The organism is Streptomyces sp. NPDC006207, assembly GCF_040613835.1.
Lineage (GTDB): Bacteria > Actinomycetota > Actinomycetes > Streptomycetales > Streptomycetaceae > Actinacidiphila.
Map to the genome: position 1 here is coordinate 1 of NZ_JBEXSX010000109.1, position 18,544 is coordinate 18,544.

Below are 18,544 nucleotides of genomic sequence, written 5' to 3' on the forward strand. Positions count from 1 at the left end.
GCCGCACCGCGCCGGGGACCCCGGGGTCCCCGGCGCGGCGGCGGCCACGCCCGCAGGGGACCCTGCCCGCGCAGCCCCCGGCGCACTACGAGCCGTACCTGGACGGGCTGTTCACCTACTGCCTCTCCGTGCTGTGCGAGCACGACTCCGCCGCCGCCGCCCTCGGCGACGTGCTGGCCGTGGCCGAGCGCCAGCGCGCCCGGCTGCGCGACCCCGAGCTGCGCAGGCCCTGGCTGTACGCGCTGGCCCGCTGGGCCTGCCTGCGCACCCTGGCCGAGGGGCGGCCGGTATCGGTGCAGGCCTCGGCGGACGTGGCCGCCCGCAGACGCGGCGAACTGGCGGCGCTGGCCTGGCCCGAGGCGGCCGGCACCACCCCCGAGCAGCGCGAGGCGCTGGAGCTCGCCGTCCGCCACCAGCTGGCGCCGCACGAGGTGGCCCTGGTCGTCGGGCGGGAGCAGGACGCGACGCGCGCACTGCTCGCCCAGGCGGCCTGCGAGGTGGAGCGCACCCGGGCGGCGCTCGCCGTGGTCGAGCTCGGCAACTGCGCGGCGGTCGCCCGCCTCGCCGGTGACGCCCGGGTGCTGCTGGGCTCGGCGCTCCGCCGCGAGCTGGTGACCCACGTCGACGTGTGCGCGCACTGCCGGGTCACGGCCGAGCGCGCCGTGGCGACGGGACCCTGGCCGGGCCTGGCCACCACCGCCGCGACGGCCGTGCTGTCGACGGTCGAGGCGCCCCGCTCCGCCGCGTACGCCGCCTTGCTGCACGCCATGCGGGGCGGCGTCGGGCGCGCCCGCCAGGGCACCCCGCGCTTCGACCGGCACGGCTTCCCGATGGACCTGAAGGAGCGGATGGCGCGGCGGGCCCGGATGCGGCACCGCGCGGTGACCTCCACGGTGGTCGCGGCCGTCGTCGCGGCACCGGTGCTGGCGCTGTGGGCGGCGTACCACGGGGCGCCGCTGGCGCCCGAGCACAAGGGGGAAGGTTCCTTCAGTGCCGGCGAGGGCCTCGACGGCGTGCAGTACGAGAAGGCCGGTGTCGCGGGCGCGGCCGACGCGCGCGGGCGTTCCACGCGCGGCGGCCAGGGCCGTCTGTCGGTCTCCGTCGTGTCCGCCGCCCCCTCGGCGTCCGCCGCCGCCTCCGCCTCGGCCGGTGCCCGGGGCTCCGCCTCACCGCCGGGCGACGCCACGGACGGCGACGACCGCTCGGTGCCCCGCCCGGGCCGGCTGCTCGTCGAGGCCCGCTCGCGCGGTCACGTCACCGTCGTCACCCTCACCGCCGAGGGCGCGGCGCCGGTCCGCTGGCGGGCGGCCACCTCCGAGCCTTGGCTGCGGCTGAGCCGGAGCCACGGCAGGCTGCGGCCCGGGGAGAGCATGACGCTGACGGTCTCCGTGGACCGCTCGCGGGAGCCCGTGGGGCCGTGGACGGCACGGATCTGGTTCGACCCGTCGGGCGCGGTCGTCACGATCGAGGGGAGGGGGAGGCCGTCGCCTTCCCCCGACCCCTCTCCGACCCCGTCCGCCCCCGACCCGTCACCGAGCGACCCGCCGAGCCAGAGCCCCTCGGCCTCCCCGTCCTCCGCCCAGGGCGACGACTAGGCGTCCTCGTCCCCGTCCGGCCCCTGATCCCCGCCGCGGGAGCCCGGGACCGGGTCGGCGGGGTGCGGCGCCATCGGCAGCAGGGAGGCGAGCCGCTGCTCGCACAGCTCGACGAGCCGGTCGTAGCCCCGCGGCCCCATCAGCTCGGTGAGCTCCGCCCGGTACGAGACGTACACCGGTTCGCCCGCGCCGTGTGCGGACCGCGCGCCCGTGCACCACCAGTGCAGGTCGTGACCGCCGGGGCCCCAGCCGCGCCGGTCGTACTCGCCGATCGAGATCATCAGCACGCGCGTGTCGTCGGGCCGGTCCACCCAGTCGTACGTCCGCCGGATCGGCAGCTGCCAGCACACGTCCGGCTTGGTCTCCAGCGGCTCGCGGCCCTCCTTGAGCGCGAGCGTGTGCAGGGCGCAGCCGGCGCCCGCGGGGAAGCCGGGGCGGTTGAGGAAGATGCAGGCGCCCTGGTGCCGCCGGGTCTGCCGGTCGCCGTCCTCGTTGACCTCGGCCCAGCCGTCCTCCTCGCCGACCCCGTGGAACTGCCACAGCTCCGGGGTGAGCCGCTCCACGTGCCCCGCGACGCGCTTCTCGTCGTCGTCGTCCGAGAAGTGCGCGCCGAGGGTGCAGCAGCCGTCGTCGGCCCGGCCCGCCTGGATGCCCTCGCAGCCGCGGCCGAAGACGCAGTTCCACCGTGAGGTGAGCCACGTCAGGTCGCACCGGAAGACCTGTTCCTCGTCGGCCGGATCGGGGAACTCGACCCACGCGCGGGGGAAATCGAGCCCGACCTCGTCCGACGCGTCCGGGTGATGCTGCCGCTTCGTCGCCTTTTTCACCTTCGCCACGATGTCAGGGTAAGCATGTGAAGCTCCTCCAGTGGTCACCCGCGCAGGTGCCCATACCCCGCATGTCCCCGGTCAAGGCGCGGCGCAGTAGCGTTCCGGGCATGAGACTCGGTGTCCTCGACGTGGGTTCGAATACCGTCCACCTTCTGGTCATGGACGCGCACCCCGGCGCGCGTCCGCTCCCCGCCTACTCCCACAAGGCGGAGCTGCGGCTGGCGGAGCTGCTGGACGAGGACGGCGCGATCCGCGAGGACGGCGTGCGGCGGCTGGTCGCCCAGGTCGCCGAGGCCCTGGTCGTCGCCGAGGACAAGGGCGTCGAGGACGTCCTGCCCTTCGCCACCAGCGCGGTGCGCGAGGCCGCCAACGGCGAGCAGGTGCTCGCCCGGGTCGCCGCCGAGACCGGGGTCGCCCTGACCGTGCTGTCCGGGGAGGACGAGGCACGGCTCACCTTCCTCGCCGCCCGCCGCTGGTTCGGCTGGTCCGCCGGCCGGCTGCTCATGCTGGACATCGGCGGCGGCTCCCTGGAGGTCGCCTACGGCATGGACGAGGACCCGGACGCCGCGGTCTCCCTGCCGCTCGGCGCCGGCCGGCTCACCAGCGGCTGGCTCCCCGGCGACCCGCCCACCTCCGAGGACGTGCGCGGCCTGCGCAAGCACGTGCGCGCCGAGATCGCCCGCACCGTGGCGGAGTTCAGCCGGCTCGGCGGGCCCGACCACGTGGTGGGCACCTCCAAGACCTTCAAGCAACTGGCCCGGATCGCGGGCGCGGCCCGCTCCGCCGAGGGCCTGTACGTGCAGCGCACGCTGAGCCGCAAGGCGCTGGCGGAGTGGGTGCCGCGGCTGGCCGCCATGACGGAGGGCGCCCGCCGGGCCCTCCCGGGCGTGTCGGAGGGCCGGGCCCGCCAGCTGCTGGCCGGGGCGCTGGTCGCGGACGCGGCGATGGACCTGTTCGGGGTCGCCGAGCTGGAGGTCTGCCCGTGGGCGCTGCGCGAGGGCGTCATCCTGCGGCGCCTCGACCTGATGACGAGCGACCGGGGCTGAGCGCGGCGCACGCCGTCCGTCGCCGTGCGGGCGCCGCGCCGCTCCGCCCCGCGTGTCGATCGCGTCACGTCGGCCGGGTGCGATGTGCCGTCGGGCCGACCGGCCGCCGTACGCTGTTCCCCGTGGCAGCCCCTGACCCTGTGGACCCGAACGGACACACCGTGCGCGTACCGGACGCGAAGGTCGCGCTGTCCACGGCCTCGGTCTACCCCGAGTCCACGGCGACGGCCTTCGAGATCGCGGCCCGGCTGGGCTACGACGGCGTCGAGGTGATGGTGTGGACCGACCCGGTCAGCCAGGACATCGAGGCGCTGCGCCGCCTGTCGGACTACCACGGCATCCCCATCCTGGCGGTGCACGCCCCCTGCCTGCTGATCACCCAGCGGGTGTGGTCGACCGACCCCTGGGTGAAGCTGCAGCGCGCTCAGGCGGCGGCGGAGAAGCTGGGCGCCTCGACCGTGGTCGTCCACCCGCCGTTCCGCTGGCAGCGCAGCTACGCGCGGGAGTTCGTCGCCGGCATCTGGCGGATGGCGAACGAGACCGACGTCCGGTTCGCCGTCGAGAACATGTACCCGTGGCGCTACCGCGACCGGGAGATGCTCGCCTACGCCCCCGACTGGGACCCCACCAAGGACGACTACCGGCACTTCACCATCGACCTCTCGCACACCTCCACGGCCAGGACCGGGACGCTGGAGATGCTCGACCGCATGGGCGACCGGCTCGGTCACGTCCACCTGGCCGACGGCAGCGGCTCCGGCAAGGACGAGCACCTGGTGCCCGGACGCGGCAACCAGCCCTGCGCGGAGGTGCTGGAGGGCCTGGCCTCACGTGGCTTCGACGGCCATGTGGTGATCGAGGTCAACACCCGGCGCGCGATGTCGGCCGCCGAGCGCGAGGCGGACCTCGCCGAGGCGCTGGCCTTCACCCGGCTGCACCTCGCCGCGGCCGCGCGGGTGCGCTGATGGCTCCCGAGGACGGGACCGGCAGGCGCGGCCGCGGCCGCCCCGCCGGGAGCCGCTCGGGCACCGCCGAGACCCGCGAGCTGATCCTCGCCGCGGCCCGGCAGGAGTTCTCCGCCCGCGGCTACGACAAGACCTCGATCCGCTCCATCGCCAAGTCCGCGGGCGTGGACCCGGCGCTGGTGCACCACTACTTCGGGGCGAAGGAGCAGGTCTTCGAAGCCTCCATCGAGTTGAGCTTCGAGGCCGCCTTCGGCGTCCCCGACGTCCTGGCGACCGGCCCCGAGGGCGTCGGCGAGCGCCTGGCGCGCTTCTTCGTCTCCATCTGGGAGAACCCGGTCTCCCGGGCCCCCATGCTGGCGATCGTCCGCTCCGCCGTGACCAACGACACCGCCGCGGGCGTGCTGCGCGGCATCGTCCTGCGGCGGCTGCTGGAGCGCGTCGCGTCGGAGCTGAAGGTCCCCGACCCCCGGCTCCGCGCGGAACTCGCGGGCGCCCAGATGATCGGCATCGTGATGATGCGCTACGTCATCAAGCTCGAGCCGCTGGCGTCGGCGGACATGGAGGACGTCATCGCCCTCATCGCGCCGACCCTCCAGCGCTATCTGACCGATCCCGGGCCCGTCACGGGGTGAGCCGCCCGCATGGCAGATGGGTCGACAATGGGGGAGAGCGCCCTGTCGCCGGCCCGCTGCGGACCTGTCGTGTCCGGTACCGGATCGCCATCCACACGGTGGACTCGCCGTCCGCAATACGGACACACCGCCGCGTACCACGACCGGGGGCGTACGCTCGAAGGCTCCGAGATGGAAACGTAGGGAGTGGTCCCCGTGCCCGAGCTGAGGTCCCGCACAGTCACCCACGGCCGCAACATGGCGGGCGCCCGCGCCCTCATGCGCGCCTCGGGCGTAGCGAGCGAGGACATCGGCAAGCCGATCATCGCGGTGGCCAACAGCTTCACGGAGTTCGTGCCCGGGCACACCCACCTGCAGCCCGTCGGCCGCATCGTCAGCGAGGCGATCAAGGCCGCGGGCGCCGTGCCGCGCGAGTTCAACACGATCGCCGTCGACGACGGCATCGCCATGGGCCACGGCGGCATGCTCTACTCGCTGCCCTCCCGCGACCTGATCGCCGACTCCGTCGAGTACATGGTCGAGGCGCACTGCGCCGACGCGCTGATCTGCATCTCCAACTGCGACAAGATCACCCCGGGCATGCTGATGGCCGCCCTGCGCCTCAACATCCCCACCGTCTTCGTCTCCGGCGGCCCCATGGAGGCCGGCCGCGCCACCCTCGTCGACGGCACCGTCCGCACCCTCGACCTGATCGACGCGATCGCCGACGCCGTCAACGACAAGATCTCCGACGAGGACATCCTCCGCATCGAGGAGAACGCCTGCCCCACCTGCGGCTCGTGTTCCGGCATGTTCACCGCCAACTCGATGAACTGCCTCACCGAGGCGATGGGCCTGTCGCTGCCCGGCAACGGCTCGGTCCTGGCCACCCACACCGCCCGCAAGGCGCTGTACGAGGACGCCGGCCGCACGGTCGTCGACATCACCCGGCGCTATTACGAGCAGGACGACGAGTCCGTGCTGCCGCGCTCGATCGCCACCTTCGAGGCCTTCGAGAACGCCATGGCCCTCGACATCGCCATGGGCGGCTCCACCAACACGATCCTCCACCTGCTGGCCGCGGCCCAGGAGGCGGACGTCCCCTTCGGCCTCACCGACATCGACGCCGTCTCCCGGCGCGTGCCGTGCCTGGCCAAGGTCGCGCCCAACGTCGCGAAGAACCGCACGTACTACATGGAGGACGTGCACCGGGCCGGCGGCATCCCCGCCCTGCTGGGCGAACTCCACCGGGCCGGCCTGCTCAACGAGGACGTCCATTCCGTCCACTCCCCGTCGCTCGCCGACTGGCTCAAGACCTGGGACGTGCGCGGCGGCTCCCCCTCCGCCGAGGCCGAGGAACTCTGGCACGCCGCCCCCGGCTGCGTCCGCTCCGCCGAGGCCTTCTCCCAGTCCGAGCGCTGGGAGGCCCTCGACCTCGACGCCGCCGAGGGCTGCATCCGCTCCGCCGAGCACGCCTACTCCAAGGACGGCGGCCTGGCCGTGCTCCACGGCAACCTCGCCGTCGACGGCAGCGTGGTGAAGACCGCCGGCGTCGACGAGTCCATCTGGACCTTCGAGGGCCCGGCCGTGGTCTGCGAGTCCCAGGAGGAGGCCGTCGACAAGATCCTCCGCAAGGAGGTCAAGGAGGGCGACGTCGTCGTCATCCGCTACGAGGGCCCCAAGGGCGGTCCCGGCATGCAGGAGATGCTCTACCCCACCTCCTTCCTCAAGGGCCGCGGCCTCGGCAAGGCCTGCGCGCTCGTCACCGACGGCCGCTTCTCCGGCGGCACCTCGGGCCTGTCCATCGGCCACGCCTCCCCCGAGGCGGCGTCCGGCGGCACGATCGCGCTGGTCGAGGACGGCGACCGCATCCGCATCGACATCCCCGGCCGCAGCATCGAACTCCTCGTCCCCGAGGAGGAACTGGCCGCGCGCCGCGCCGCCCTCGGCGGCGTCTACGCCCCCAAGAACCGCGACCGCAAGGTCTCCCTGGCCCTCAAGGCGTACGCCGCGATGGCCACCAGCGCCGACAAGGGCGCCGTCCGCGACGTCACGAAGCTCGAGGGCTGACCCCGGGCCCGCCCCCGTCGTCGTCCCCGGGACCCCTTCCGCCGATCCCCACGATCACCAGCGGGAGGGGTCCTTCGCGTCCACGGCGAACACACTGCCGTCCGGTGCGGTCGCGAACACCTTCCCGTCGGCGACGACGGGGGAGGGCGGGGATCCCGGGTAGTTGCCCGGACGCGTTCCCATACGTGGCTTCGTCTGTCCGATGAAGGCCCCCCGTTCGGAGTCCACGGCCAGGAGCCGTCCGTCGAGGGCGGTGAAGTACACCCGGTTCCCGACGACGGTGGGTACGGAGCCACCACTCACCGACGTCTCCAGACTCCATGGTTCGACCGCCGTGCGGCCTTTGGAGCGGCGGGTGTCGAGGCCGATCAGCTCGCCGCCGTGACCCAGGAGGTACACCTTGTCCCCTCGCACGGCGGTCTGCGGCTGGTTGAGGAGCGGGGTGATCGGGATTCGCCGGTGCGAGCCGGTGGCCGTGTTCAGCCGGACGACGGCGTCGGTGCGGTAGAAGCCGTCCACGGAGGTGAGGAAGAGGTCCGTGCCGGACTCACCCACGGGGATCAGCTGCCCGTCGAGCCGAACCTGCCGCTGCACCGTCCCGTCCGACTCGTTCACCGCGGTCACCATGGTGGTGCGACCGTCCGCGCCGACCTCGACGGCGTAGACACGACCCGAGGTGCCGTACGCGGACAACGCAGGCTGGGTGTGCCCCGGCAGATTCACGCGCCACCTTTCCCGGCCGGTGGCGCCGTCCACGGCGATGACCGTTCCGTCGCGTCCGGCGAGCAGCACCGTGGCGCCGGCGCTGTAGAACGCGCCCTGGTAGGCCGAGATGTCCAGGGCCCATCGCACCTTCCCCGTGGCCGCGGACAGGCCCGTCAGCCGCGATTCGTCGTCGTTCACCACGCGGACGACGCCGCCCGACAGGACGGGCGGATGGGGATGCGCGGCGGTGCCGCCCTTCACGGGCGCCTCGCGGACCGACCATTGGATGAGCCCGCTGTCGGCGTCCAGCTTCGCCGCCTCGACACCCGGTCCGGCGCAGAACAGGGCCTCTGCCCCGGACGCGCAGGCTGCCGTGCCGCCACTTCCGTCTCCCCGGAGGGCGGCCGCCCACGGGTGGAAATCCCCACCGCCGGTGACCCGGGATCCGGTCGAGTCCAACGGCGTTACGTCATCGTGCCGTTGGGCCAGCAGGGAGGCGCCCGCGGCGAGGACACCCAATGCCAGGACGGCGGCGAGGGCACTTCGGGTCCGGCGGTTTCGGGACGTGGAAGCCGGAGCTGGACCGGGCGCTTCGGGTCCGGACCCGGATCCCGGCTGGGGCGCTTCCGGGGGGATCGCGCCGTCCGCCGATCGCCGCTGTGACGGGATGAGGGCGTCCGCCGGGACGCTCTCGAGGTCGAAGGAGCCGAAGGTCTGGGTGTCGTACGAGGCCGAGACCTTCCTCAGCTCCGTCATCAACGCGTCCGGAGTGGGCCTGTGGTCCGGGTCCTTGGCGAGGCATCGCTCGATGAGCGGCCGCAGATCTCCAGGGACGCCGTCGAGGTGCGGTTCGTCGTGGACCACTTGGTACGCGACGATGTAGGGGCTGTCCGAGTCGAAAGGACTGCGTCCCGTCGCGGCGTGGACGAGCACGCCGGCCATGGCGAAGACGTCGGCGGCGGGCCCCACCGATCGGGGCCGGCTGAACTGTTCGGGCGCCATGAAGGGAGGCGTGCCGATGAGCTTGCCCGTCTCGGTGCGCACATCGCTGTCCGGTGGTCGCGAGATGCCGAAATCGATGACCTTGGGACCATCGGCAGCCAACAGCACATTGCCCGGCTTGAGATCGCGGTGGACGACGCCCACCCGGTGGATGTCCCGCAAGGCCTCGGCGAGTCCTGCCATGAGGTAGCGGACCTGGGCCGGCGGAACCGGCCCGTTCCGCTTCACGAACTCGGCCAGCGTCGGCCCGGGTATGTAGAGCGTGGCCATCCAGGGGCGTTCGGCATCCGGATCCGCGTCCACGACGGATGCGGTGAAGGCGCCGCTGACCCGCCGGGCGGCGGTGATCTCCTGGCGGAATCGCGCCCTGAACTCCGGGTCCGCCGCGAACTCCTCGTGCACGACCTTGACGGCCAGCCGCATGCCGGATGTCGAGCGTGACAGGTGCACCACGCCCATGCCGCCGGCGCCGAGCCGCCCTTCCAGCCGGTAGGGCCCCGCATATTCCGGATGTTCCGCTTCCGGGTCGGTCCCGGGTCTCCGCACTGGCGGCATGACCCACCCCCGTGTGTTCGTCAGCAGCCGCAACTCGGTGAGCCTAGTGGATCCCCGTTACGAGGACGGCTCGGATTGCTAGCCTGCACTTGACAGAGCGTGAATCCTCACGGGGGTGGGCACATGGCCGAGAACAAGCTTGACGAGCCGGTGGGCGATGCGAGTGACGGGCCCGCAGGGGCGGAGACCGCCGTCGCGGCCGCCGACTTGATCTACTACTCCGTGGCGCCCGGAGCCCGTCTCAACGTGCGATCCGGCCCCGGAACCAGCTACCACATCGTCAAGGTCCTTCCGTACGACGCCAAGGTCCCGATCTTCTGCCAGACGCCTGGGACCACGGTCAGCGGTTACTACGGGACGTCGAACATCTGGGACTGCATCGGCACCAACCAGTACGTCTCCGACGCCTACGTGCACACCGGCAGCGACGGCTACGTCGCGTCACGCTGCAGCTGACGTCGGCGACTCGGCACAGCTCACGCCCATCGCGCCACGCGGCTCCCCGGCCCACCGGGGAGCCGCGGCGCGCATCCGTCAGTGATCCGTCCCTCAGGAGGAACGTGTTGAGCAAGGGCAAGGGCAAGAGCAGGCGCACGGCGCTGGTGACCGGTGCGGCCACGATGGCCGGTGCGGCCTTCCTCGTGCTGGGGGGTGCCGCCGAGGCGACCGCGGCGTCCGCGGATCTCGTGTACTACTCGGTCGCCCCCGACGTACGGCTCAACGTCCGTATCGGCCCCGGCACGGGATACCAGATCGTGAAGGTACTGCCCTACGACGTCAAGGTGCCGATCATCTGCCAGACCCCGGGCGAGACGGTCAGCGGCTACTACGGCACGTCGAACATATGGGACCGGATCGCCCCCGGCCAGTACGTCTCCGACACGTACGTGCACACCGGCAGCGACGGCTACGTCGCGGGACGCTGCGGATGATCACCCGCAGGTCCCTACCCATGGGGAGGCTGTGTTGAGCAAGGGCAGAAGCAGGCGCGCCGCACTGGCGGCCGGCGCGGCCACGATGGCCGGGGCGGTGTTCCTCGTGCTGGGGGGTGCCGCCGAAGCCGTGGCGGCTCCCAGTCTCGTGTACTACCCGGTCGCCCCCGACGTACGGCTCAACGTCCGTACCGGCCCCGGCACGAACTACCAGATCGTCAGGCTCCTGCCCTATGACGTCCAGGTGCCGATCTTCTGCCAGACCCCGGGCGAGACGGTCAGCGGCTACTACGGCACGTCGAACATCTGGGACCGGATCGGCCCGGACCAGTACGTCTCCGACACCTACGTGCACACCGGCAGCGACGGGTACGTCGCCGGAAGGTGCGTCTGACCGAGCCCACGCGGTGGGTCGCGCCCGCGTCCCACGGGGAAGGACAACCCCCATGACCACACACCCGGCCCACCGCGTGCTCGCCCAGTCGTTCGACACCGTCGCCGCGCAGTACGCCGCGGCCCGCCCCGGTTACCCGGGAGAGCTGTTCGACGCCGTCGAGGAGATCAGCGGCCGTCCCTTCGCCGGGGCCGCGGTCCTGGACGTGGGGGCCGGGACGGGGATCGCCACGGCGCTGCTGCGGGCGCGCGGGGCGAACGTGACGGCCGTGGAGCCGGGGGCGGGGATGGCCGCGCAGTTGCGGGCGGGACAGCCGGACGTGCCGCTCGTACGCGGGGACGGGGACGCGCTGCCGTTCGCGTCCGGGGTGGCGGACTTCGTGACGTACGCCCAGGCGTGGCACTGGACGGACGCGGCCAAGTCCTCCCCCGAGGCGGCACGGGTGCTGCGGCCGGGCGGCGCGCTCGCGCTGTGGTGGAACGTGCCGGACCTGGGCGTCGCCTGGGTGCGGGAGCAGGAGGAGCGGCTGGCCCGCGCGGTCCCCCGCTACCACGAGAACGGCCTGACGGGGACGGCGGAGGACATCCTCCGTTCGCTCGGCTCCCGCCTGGGGATGCGCACCGAGACCCGCGTCCTGCACTGGACGCGCACCGTCGCGCTGGACACGCACCTCACGATGCTCGGCAGCCGTTCCTACTTCGCCGTGCTCGCCCCGGACACCGCCCGCCGCATCCTCGACGACGAGCGGCGCGCGCTGCTGGCGCTCTTCCCGGACGGTCACGTGGTCGAGCCCTACAAGGTCGACCTCACGGTGGCGGTCAAGGACTGACGGTCGAGGACCGAGGGGGTCGAGGACCGAGAGGGTCAAGGCCCGGCGGCCGGGGCACGGCGGCCGGCCCTAGCCGGCCCGCCGCTTCCCGGCCACCGAACCGACGACGCCGACCACGCCCGCGACGAGGACCCCTCGCCACAGGCCGTCCCAGAGGCTGCCGAAGAAGCCCTCGGAGGTCAGGATCTGGCGCATCACGACGTCGGTGACGAGCAGCATCCCCGCCGGGACCAGCGCGACGCGCCAAGGGTGGGCCGCCGCCCAGCGGCGTATGCGGCGGTCGGCGCGCGGGCCGCGCCCGGTCACCGCGCCGGCGCCGCCGACGAGGAAGAAGAGCATCAGCGCGACGGACACGGCGCCGGCGACGACGCCGAGTCCGAAGTCGCCGCTCAGGGCGGAGGCGGCGAGGGAGACCCCGCCGCCGATCGCGCCGACCGCCGCCGCCGGGCGCCAGGGGCCGAGGGTGGCCGAGGCCATCGCGAGCTGCCGCTTCTCGGCTCCGGTCACGTCCCGGGATACATCGGTAGAACGCCTCATATGGCCACGGTCACTCCGCTCCGCTCCCGAAGCCATAGGGGATGACCCTGAGACGGCCCGGAACCGTGGGTCAGGGGCGGCGCCCCGTCCCGCCCGGTCCCGGGCCGTCGCGTCACACCGGTGCGCCCTGCACCCGGACGGGCGTCACCCCCTCCTCGTTGTGCCGCTCGGCCCAGCCGAGCAGGGCCATGCCGCAGGCGTGGTCGAGGTGCCGCAGCCGGCGCAGGTCGAGTTCCATCGGGCGGTCACGGGGCAGCGCCTCCAGTTGCTCCAGCAGCTTGGGCAGCCGCAGGAAGGTGGCGTTGCCCAGCACGCGGACGACGATCGGGCCCTCACCCTTGTCGTGGATCTCCACATGGGTCTGCGAGGTCTCCCAGGCAGCCTTGACCACGGCCGTGAGCAGCCCGATGAGGACCCCTTCGAACATGTTGGTGGCCACGATCGCCGTCGCGGTCACCACCAGGACGACGGCCTCGCCCCGGTGCGCGCGCCACAGCGGCACGAGCTCCTTCACCGGTACGAGCTTCCAGCCCGCGTGCACCAGCACACCCGCCAGCGCCGCCACGGGGATCACCCCCAGGGCGCCGGGGATCAGCGCGGCGAACAGCAGCAGCCACACGCCGTGCAGCACACGTGCCGCCTTCGTACGGGCGCCCGCCTGCACGTTGGCCGCGCTGCGGACGATCACCGCGGTCATCGGGAGGGCCCCGAGCGCCCCGCAGACAGCGTTGCCCGCGCCCTGCGCGATGAGTTCCTTGTCGTACTCCGTGCGCGGCCCGTCGTGGAGCCGGTCCACCGCGGCGGCGCTGAACAGGCTCTCGGCGGAGGCGATCAGCGTGAAGGCCAGCACGGTGCCGATCACGGACAGGCTCGCCAGCCCCGCGAACTGCCCGGCCCCCGGCGGCTGGACGACGTCGAGCAGCCCCGCCACCTCGACGCGCTGGACCGGCAGGCCGAACAGCACGGCCGCGCCCGTGGCCAGCGCGACCGCGGCCAGCTGCCCCGGCAGCAGCCGCGCGGCACGCGGGATGCGGGGCCACAGCACGAGGACCGCGATGGTGCCGCCGCCGACGGCGAGCGCGGTGAGCGCCGTGGGTGAGGCGACGGTGCCCGCGACCAGTCCCGGTAATCCGGCGATCTTCGCGACGCCGCCTGCCGGTGCCGCGGTGTCGGTGAGCGCGTAGACCTGTCCGGCGATCAGCACCAGGCCGATGCCGGCCAGCATGCCCTGGACGACGGCGACGGAGATGGCCCGGAACCAGCGGCCGAGCCGGAGCACGCCCATGGCGAGCTGCAGCCCGCCCGCGCAGAGCACGAGCACGCCCAGTGAGGGCAGTCCGAAATCCTGGACCGCCTCGTAGACCAGGACGGTGAGTCCGGCGGCCGGGCCGGACACCTGGAGGCTGCTGCCGGGGAGCAAGCCGGTCACGATCCCGCCGACGATGCCGGTGACCAGGCCGAGTTCGGCCGGCACCCCCGAGGCGACGGCCACGCCCACGCACAGCGGCAGGGCGACGAGGAAGACGACGAGGGAGGCGGTGACGTCGGCGCGCAGCGACTGCGGGCGGGGCAGTCGCGACGCGGCGCGCATGAGGCGGCTCACCGCGCGGGGGCGGGGGTGAGGGAGCCGCGGACGGGCCGGAGGGGCCGGACGGCTGGTGGGGGGAGGGCGGAACAAGAGGTGGGGGATGGGGGGATGAAGGTCTTCACGCGGGTGTCCTCCATTGCGCCCCGGCGCCGGCGTGGGCGGGGGCGTACGTGGTCGAGCAGTGTGGGGGGACGGTTCTCCCGGACCGCGGGCGCCGCGTACGAGTGCATGTGCGTGCACGTGGACGCGCGGGCGCCGGCGCGGGCCCGGGCCGGGTGGGGCCCGGGCCGCGGGCGACGACCGCGGTCAGGAGGGAAGAGCAGGCGGCAGGCCGTGCCTCAGCAGCGGAACGCGCCGAGGGCGATCGGTAGTTCTCCGGATCTGGAGAGGGGTACCGCCTGCCGGGCGGTCCGCGGCGCCGTCACGGCGGCGGACACCTGGGCGCCTACCGCCGGGACCGTCTCATCGGTCCCGGTGCCGCCCCGTGGTGCCGGTGCCGGTGCCGGGACGCTCACGGTCCCGGGCAGCACCAGGCGTATGCCGTTGCTCCCGTGCCTGCGTGCCAGGCAGTTCCGGGTCTCGGGCTCCACGCGCGCCACCGTCGTGCCCGCGCCGCGGCCGGAGACGGGAACGGGCTCGGCGGCGGCGCAGCCTATCGCCGCGAACAGGGAGAGCAGCAGTGCCGCCATGACGGCGACAGCACGCGCAACTCCCTTGGCCGATACCACAGGTGCCCCCGTTCCGATGCGTAGCCGCCCTCCATTTTGCGCAGACAGCCACTCCATTTTGCAAGCTCTTTAAGCAAACGGAGTGTAAATGATCCGTCACGCAAACGGATGTATCCGCTGCTCCTTGACGCCCCGAGGCGCCCCGGAGCATTATTCACCGCATGATGAATAAAGCCGAGGAGCCTGGAGGTCCGGGCCCCGGACCCGCCGTGCACGCCTCCGGGCTCACCGTCGTCCGCGGCGGCCGCACCGTCCTGGACGCCCTGGAGTTCACCGTCCCCCGTGGCGAGATCACCGGCCTGCTCGGCCCCAGCGGCTGCGGCAAGTCGACCCTCATGCGCGCCGTCGTCGGCACCCAGGCGGCCGTCACCGGCACCCTCGACGTCCTCGGCCTGCCCGCCGGCCACCGCGACCTGCGCCCCCGCGTCGGCTACGTGACCCAGGCCGCCTCCGTCTACCTCGACCTGACCGTCCGCCAGAACCTCGAGTACTTCGCCGCCGTCCTCGGCGGCGACGCCCCCGGCCACGTCGAACGCGCCATCGCCGACGTCGACCTGGTCTCCCACGCCACCGCCCTCGCCGGCAACCTCTCCGGCGGACAGCTGAACCGGGTCTCCCTCGCCGTGGCGCTCCTCGGCACCCCCGAACTGCTCGTGCTCGACGAACCCACCGTCGGCCTCGACCCCGTCCTGCGCCGCGACCTGTGGGAGCTCTTCCACCGCCTCGCCGCCGAACGGGGCGCCACCCTCCTCGTCTCCAGCCACGTCATGGACGAGGCCGAGCGCTGCCACCGGCTGCTGCTCATGCGCGAGGGCCGCATCCTCGCGCAGGGCGCCCCCGACGAGCTGCGCGCGGGCACCGGCGCCCCCACCGTCGAGGACGCCTTCCTCCGCCTCGTCGACGAGGCCGCCGGGAAGCTCCCCCACCAGGCCGAGGAGCCCGTCCGATGAGCACGCGCCGCACCCTCGCCACCGCCCGCCGCGTACTGCTGCAACTGCGCCACGACCCGCGCACCATCGCCCTGATGGTCGTGGTGCCCTGCGTCCTGCTCACCCTGCTGTCCTGGGTCTACGACGCAAGCCCGCGCACCTTCGACACCGTCGGCGCCTCGCTGCTGGGCATCTTCCCGCTCATCACGATGTTCCTGGTCACCTCGATCGCGACGCTGCGCGAACGCACCTCGGGCACCCTGGAACGCCTGCTGTCCATGCCGCTCGGCAAGGGCGACCTGCTGGCCGGGTACGCCCTCGCCTTCGGCGCCGTCGCCGTCGTCCAGGCCGTCCTCGCCACCGGGCTCGCCGTCCTCGCGCTCGGCCTCGACGTCACCGGCTCCGCCTGGCTGCTGCTCCTGGTCGCCCTCGCCGACGCCTGCCTGGGCACCGCCCTCGGGCTCTTCGTCAGCGCCTTCGCCGCCAGCGAGTTCCAGGCCGTGCAGTTCATGCCCGCCGTGCTGCTGCCGCAGATCCTGCTCTGCGGACTCCTCATGCCGCGCGACCGGATGCAGCCGGTGCTGGAGGCCATCTCCGACGTCCTGCCCATGTCGTACGCCGTCGACGGCATGCAGGAGGTCCTCACCCACACCGGCGTCACCGGTGACTTCGTCCGCGACCTCGCCGTCGTCGCCGGCAGCGCCGCGCTCGCACTCGCCCTCGGCGCGGCCACGCTCCGCCGCCGTACGGCCTGATCCCGCAGGGTGACCGCACCGTGGACGGCACGGCCTCCGGGCCGCCCACGGTGCGAGGATGACCCCATGACGCAGAAAGTCGCGGTGCTCGGCACCGGCAAGATCGGCGAGGCCCTCCTGTCGGGCATGCTCCGTGCCGGCCGACAGCCGGAGAACCTCCTCGTGACCGCCCGCCGCCCGGCGCGCGCCCAGGAGCTGCACGCCCGCTACGGCGTCGAATCGGTCTCCAACGAGGAGGCGGCCAAGACCGCCGACACCCTCATCCTCGCCGTGAAGCCGCAGGACATGTCCGCCCTCCTGGAGGAGCTCGCCCCGCACGTCGCCGCCGACCGGCTGGTCATCAGTGCCGCGGCCGGCGTCCCGACCTCCTTCTTCGAGGAGCGCCTCGCGGACGGCATCGCGGTCGTCCGCGTCATGCCCAACACCCCCGTCCTGGTCGACGAGGGCATGTCTGTCATCTCAGGCGGCAGCCACGCCGCCGAGGAGCACCTGCTGCGCACCGAGGAGATCTTCCAGCCGGTCGGCAAGACCCTGCGCATCCCCGAGTACCAGCAGGACGCCGCCACCGCGCTCTCCGGCTCCGGACCCGCGTACTTCTACTACCTGGTCGAGGCCATGACCGACGCCGGCATCCTCCTCGGCCTGCCGCGCGCCCAGGCCCACGACCTGATCGTGCAGTCCGCGATCGGCGCCGCCGTGATGCTCCGCGACAGCGGCGAGCACCCCGTCAAGCTCCGCGAGGCCGTCACCTCCCCGGCCGGCACCACCATCAACGCCATCCGGGAACTGGAGAAGCACGGCGTGCGCCACGCCCTGATCGCCGCCCTGGAAGCCGCCCGCGACCGCAGCCGCGAACTCGCCTCCGGCAACGGCTGACCGGCCGGCCGGGTTCAGCAGGCCCCGGCCGCCGTCAGCACGTCCTCAGCCCGGCGGCAGCAGCCCGATCGCCCGGTAGGCCGCGTCGACCGTCGGCCGGGCCAGGCCCCGCGCCCGCTCGGCACCGTCCCTGAGCACCCCGTCCACGTAGCCGGGGTCGGCCACCAGCTCCGCGTGCCGTTCCCACAACGGCCGCAGCTCCTCCACGACGGCCTCGGCGGTGTCCATTTTCAGGGCGCCGTACGAGTCGTACCCCGCCGCGAGGTCCTGCGGCGCCCGGCCCGTGCACGCCGACAGGATCTCCAGCAGGTTCGCCACCCCCGGCCGCTCCTGCGGGTCGTACGCCACGTCCTGCCCGCTGTCCGTCACCGCCCGCAGCACCTTCCTGCGGACGACGTCGGGCTCGTCGAGCAGGTAGACGATTCCCGGGCCGGTGTCCTCCGACTTGCCCATCTTCGACCCCGGGTCCTGCAGGTTCATCACCCGCGCCGCCACCTGCGGCAGCACCGCCCGGGGGACGGTGAACACATGCCCGTAACGGTGGTTGAACCGCACCGCCAGATCCCGCGTCAGCTCCACGTGCTGTGCCTGGTCGTCCCCGACGGGCACCTCGTCCGCCCCGTACGCCAGGATGTCCGCCGCCATCAGCACGGGGTACGTCAGCAACGACAGCCGCACACTGCCGCCCCGCCGCTGCTCCCTGGCCGCCTTCTCCTTGTACTGGACCATCCTGCGCATCTCCCCGTCCGTGGCGGTGCATTCGAGGAGGTACGCCAGGCGGGCGTGCTCGTCCACATGGCTCTGCACGAAGAGCGTGCAGACCCGCGGGTCGAGGCCGGCGGCCAGCAGGAGCGTCGCCGCCTGGCGGCTCAGCCGCTGCACCCGCGCCGGATCGTGCTCGACGGTGAGCGCGTGCAGGTCCACGACGCAGAACAGCGACTCGGCCCGGTGCTGGTCCACAGCTGCCCACTGCCGCACGGCGCCCAGGTAGTTGCCCAGGGTCAGGTGCCCCGTCGGCTTGATCCCGCTGAAGACCCTCGTCATCGCTGTTCCTCCCGGCTGTGGGACCACCGCGGTCGGCGAGCCGGAACAGAAACACGTACGGCCGCCGAAGCGGCGGCCGTTGGATGCATGCGCTGAGCGAAGGCCGCCGTCAGGCGGCCCACCACAAGTACGAGTGCGCATGCTCGGTCATGCCCCGAAGGTAACGCGCAAACCTGTTGACGGCCACAGGTTTGAAGCACCCCGGGGCGTGGTGTAGTGTTCTCAAGCTGCCTCGGACGGGTCACCTTCCAGAGGTGGCCAATCAAGCCGCCCGGCGGCAAACCACTACTGCACAACTTCCCCTCGGGGACGATTTCGGCATGCCGAAATCAGATCCGAATGGCTCGATTATGAACCGCAGGGGAAATCCGCTAACGTAGTGGACACGCCGGAAGGCGCGAAACGAAAAAACCCCGCTCCAATAGGGGGCCGGAAACGAAGAGCGGAAACGCGAAACGGATCTGGTAAGGTTGGAGACAACGAAGGGAAAGCCCGGAGGGGCCGGTGAAACGGTCTCGAAGGAAGCTTCCGTTCCTTGAGAACTCAACAGCGT

The 18,544-nt window shown here is 72.8% G+C and carries 18 protein-coding genes; 12 read left to right on the forward strand and 6 right to left on the reverse strand.

Annotated features, from left to right (window positions below):
- The coding region (locus tag ABZ312_RS43430) for a BACON domain-containing protein (protein WP_500440069.1) at positions 1-1,595 on the forward strand (1,595 nt) is incomplete at its 5' end.
- Here the strand turns inward: ABZ312_RS43430 and ABZ312_RS43435 are convergent.
- A complete protein-coding gene (locus ABZ312_RS43435) occupies positions 1,592-2,431 on the reverse strand; it encodes a DUF3109 family protein (protein WP_500440070.1) in 840 nt (279 codons plus the stop codon). The two genes, ABZ312_RS43430 and ABZ312_RS43435, sit on opposite strands and share 4 nt — an antisense overlap.
- A gap of 101 nt (positions 2,432-2,532) precedes the next feature.
- On the opposite strand from ABZ312_RS43435, the gene ABZ312_RS43440 reads away from it, so the two are divergent.
- From ABZ312_RS43440 to ilvD, 4 genes are all read left to right on the forward strand, one after another.
- On the forward strand, positions 2,533-3,471 hold the full coding sequence (locus ABZ312_RS43440) for a Ppx/GppA family phosphatase (RefSeq protein ID WP_500330166.1): 939 nt from the start codon (positions 2,533-2,535) through the stop codon (positions 3,469-3,471).
- A gap of 161 nt (positions 3,472-3,632) precedes the next feature.
- Complete coding sequence (locus tag ABZ312_RS43445) at positions 3,633-4,436, forward strand: sugar phosphate isomerase/epimerase family protein (protein ID WP_500330252.1); 804 nt, start codon at positions 3,633-3,635, stop codon at positions 4,434-4,436.
- On the forward strand, positions 4,436-5,068 hold the full coding sequence (locus ABZ312_RS43450; RefSeq protein ID WP_500440071.1) for a TetR/AcrR family transcriptional regulator: 633 nt from the start codon (positions 4,436-4,438) through the stop codon (positions 5,066-5,068). The genes ABZ312_RS43445 and ABZ312_RS43450 overlap by 1 nt, the downstream gene beginning before the upstream one ends.
- 195 nt (positions 5,069-5,263) lie before the next feature.
- Positions 5,264-7,117 (forward strand): dihydroxy-acid dehydratase, encoded by a 1,854-nt coding sequence (gene ilvD / locus ABZ312_RS43455; protein ID WP_500330162.1) that lies wholly within the window; start codon positions 5,264-5,266, stop codon positions 7,115-7,117.
- A gap of 54 nt (positions 7,118-7,171) precedes the next feature.
- Here the strand turns inward: ilvD and ABZ312_RS43460 are convergent, their stop codons facing one another.
- A complete protein-coding gene (locus tag ABZ312_RS43460; RefSeq protein WP_500440072.1) occupies positions 7,172-9,379 on the reverse strand; it encodes a serine/threonine-protein kinase in 2,208 nt (735 codons plus the stop codon).
- A 123-nt stretch (positions 9,380-9,502) separates the two neighbouring features.
- On the opposite strand from ABZ312_RS43460, the gene ABZ312_RS43465 reads away from it, so the two are divergent.
- From ABZ312_RS43465 to ABZ312_RS43480, 4 genes are all read left to right on the forward strand, one after another.
- On the forward strand, positions 9,503-9,835 hold the full coding sequence (locus ABZ312_RS43465) for an SH3 domain-containing protein (protein WP_500330159.1): 333 nt from the start codon (positions 9,503-9,505) through the stop codon (positions 9,833-9,835).
- 164 nt (positions 9,836-9,999) lie between these two features.
- On the forward strand, positions 10,000-10,311 hold the full coding sequence (locus ABZ312_RS43470) for an SH3 domain-containing protein (RefSeq protein ID WP_500360888.1): 312 nt from the start codon (positions 10,000-10,002) through the stop codon (positions 10,309-10,311).
- Positions 10,312-10,396: 85 nt separating this feature from the next.
- The gene (locus tag ABZ312_RS43475) at positions 10,397-10,705 is read left to right on the forward strand and encodes an SH3 domain-containing protein (protein WP_500440074.1); all 309 of its coding nucleotides are present in this window, start codon (positions 10,397-10,399) and stop codon (positions 10,703-10,705) included.
- A 52-nt stretch (positions 10,706-10,757) separates the two neighbouring features.
- The gene (locus ABZ312_RS43480; protein WP_500330156.1) at positions 10,758-11,534 is read left to right on the forward strand and encodes a class I SAM-dependent methyltransferase; all 777 of its coding nucleotides are present in this window, start codon (positions 10,758-10,760) and stop codon (positions 11,532-11,534) included.
- A 69-nt stretch (positions 11,535-11,603) separates the two neighbouring features.
- Here ABZ312_RS43480 and ABZ312_RS43485 read toward each other — a convergent pair whose 3' ends face one another.
- From ABZ312_RS43485 to ABZ312_RS43495, 3 genes are all read right to left on the reverse strand, one after another.
- Complete coding sequence (locus ABZ312_RS43485) at positions 11,604-12,041, reverse strand: hypothetical protein (RefSeq protein WP_500330154.1); 438 nt, start codon at positions 12,039-12,041, stop codon at positions 11,604-11,606.
- Positions 12,042-12,183: 142 nt separating this feature from the next.
- The gene (locus ABZ312_RS43490) at positions 12,184-13,662 is read right to left on the reverse strand and encodes a SulP family inorganic anion transporter (RefSeq protein WP_500330152.1); all 1,479 of its coding nucleotides are present in this window, start codon (positions 13,660-13,662) and stop codon (positions 12,184-12,186) included.
- 335 nt (positions 13,663-13,997) lie between these two features.
- Positions 13,998-14,348 carry a hypothetical protein gene (locus tag ABZ312_RS43495; protein ID WP_500360840.1) on the reverse strand — a complete coding sequence of 117 codons (351 nt, stop codon included), beginning with the start codon at positions 14,346-14,348 and terminating at the stop codon, positions 13,998-14,000.
- 200 nt (positions 14,349-14,548) lie between these two features.
- Here ABZ312_RS43495 and ABZ312_RS43500 point away from each other — a divergent pair, with 200 nt between their 5' ends.
- From ABZ312_RS43500 to proC, 3 genes are all read left to right on the forward strand, one after another.
- Complete coding sequence (locus tag ABZ312_RS43500; protein ID WP_500330148.1) at positions 14,549-15,337, forward strand: ABC transporter ATP-binding protein; 789 nt, start codon at positions 14,549-14,551, stop codon at positions 15,335-15,337.
- On the forward strand, positions 15,334-16,071 hold the full coding sequence (locus tag ABZ312_RS43505; RefSeq protein ID WP_500440073.1) for an ABC transporter permease: 738 nt from the start codon (positions 15,334-15,336) through the stop codon (positions 16,069-16,071). The genes ABZ312_RS43500 and ABZ312_RS43505 overlap by 4 nt, the downstream gene beginning before the upstream one ends.
- Positions 16,072-16,137: 66 nt before the next feature.
- The gene (gene proC / locus ABZ312_RS43510) at positions 16,138-16,947 is read left to right on the forward strand and encodes a pyrroline-5-carboxylate reductase (protein ID WP_500330144.1); all 810 of its coding nucleotides are present in this window, start codon (positions 16,138-16,140) and stop codon (positions 16,945-16,947) included.
- Positions 16,948-16,992: 45 nt separating this feature from the next.
- Here the strand turns inward: proC and trpS are convergent, their stop codons facing one another.
- Positions 16,993-17,991, reverse strand: a complete 999-nt coding sequence (trpS, locus tag ABZ312_RS43515) for a tryptophan--tRNA ligase (protein ID WP_500330142.1) — start codon at positions 17,989-17,991, stop codon at positions 16,993-16,995.
- Between the last annotated feature and the right edge of the window lie 553 nt (positions 17,992-18,544).

Bases quoted from the DNA above. Each gene is read 5' to 3' on its own strand.
- ABZ312_RS43440 (WP_500330166.1), top strand. From the start codon at position 2,533: ATGAGACTCGGTGTCCTCGACGTGGGTTCGAATACCGTCCACCTTCTG.
- ABZ312_RS43450 (WP_500440071.1), top strand. From the start codon at position 4,436: ATGGCTCCCGAGGACGGGACCGGCAGGCGCGGCCGCGGCCGCCCCGCC.
- ABZ312_RS43460 (WP_500440072.1), bottom strand. From the start codon at position 9,379: ATGCCGCCAGTGCGGAGACCCGGGACCGACCCGGAAGCGGAACATCCG.
- ABZ312_RS43465 (WP_500330159.1), top strand. From the start codon at position 9,503: ATGGCCGAGAACAAGCTTGACGAGCCGGTGGGCGATGCGAGTGACGGG.
- ABZ312_RS43470 (WP_500360888.1), top strand. From the start codon at position 10,000: ATGGCCGGTGCGGCCTTCCTCGTGCTGGGGGGTGCCGCCGAGGCGACC.
- ABZ312_RS43475 (WP_500440074.1), top strand. From the start codon at position 10,397: ATGGCCGGGGCGGTGTTCCTCGTGCTGGGGGGTGCCGCCGAAGCCGTG.
- ABZ312_RS43480 (WP_500330156.1), top strand. From the start codon at position 10,758: ATGACCACACACCCGGCCCACCGCGTGCTCGCCCAGTCGTTCGACACC.
- ABZ312_RS43490 (WP_500330152.1), bottom strand. From the start codon at position 13,662: ATGCGCGCCGCGTCGCGACTGCCCCGCCCGCAGTCGCTGCGCGCCGAC.
- ABZ312_RS43495 (WP_500360840.1), bottom strand. From the start codon at position 14,348: ATGGCGGCACTGCTGCTCTCCCTGTTCGCGGCGATAGGCTGCGCCGCC.
- ABZ312_RS43500 (WP_500330148.1), top strand. From the start codon at position 14,549: ATGATGAATAAAGCCGAGGAGCCTGGAGGTCCGGGCCCCGGACCCGCC.
- ABZ312_RS43505 (WP_500440073.1), top strand. From the start codon at position 15,334: ATGAGCACGCGCCGCACCCTCGCCACCGCCCGCCGCGTACTGCTGCAA.
- proC (WP_500330144.1), top strand. From the start codon at position 16,138: ATGACGCAGAAAGTCGCGGTGCTCGGCACCGGCAAGATCGGCGAGGCC.
- trpS (WP_500330142.1), bottom strand. From the start codon at position 17,991: ATGACGAGGGTCTTCAGCGGGATCAAGCCGACGGGGCACCTGACCCTG.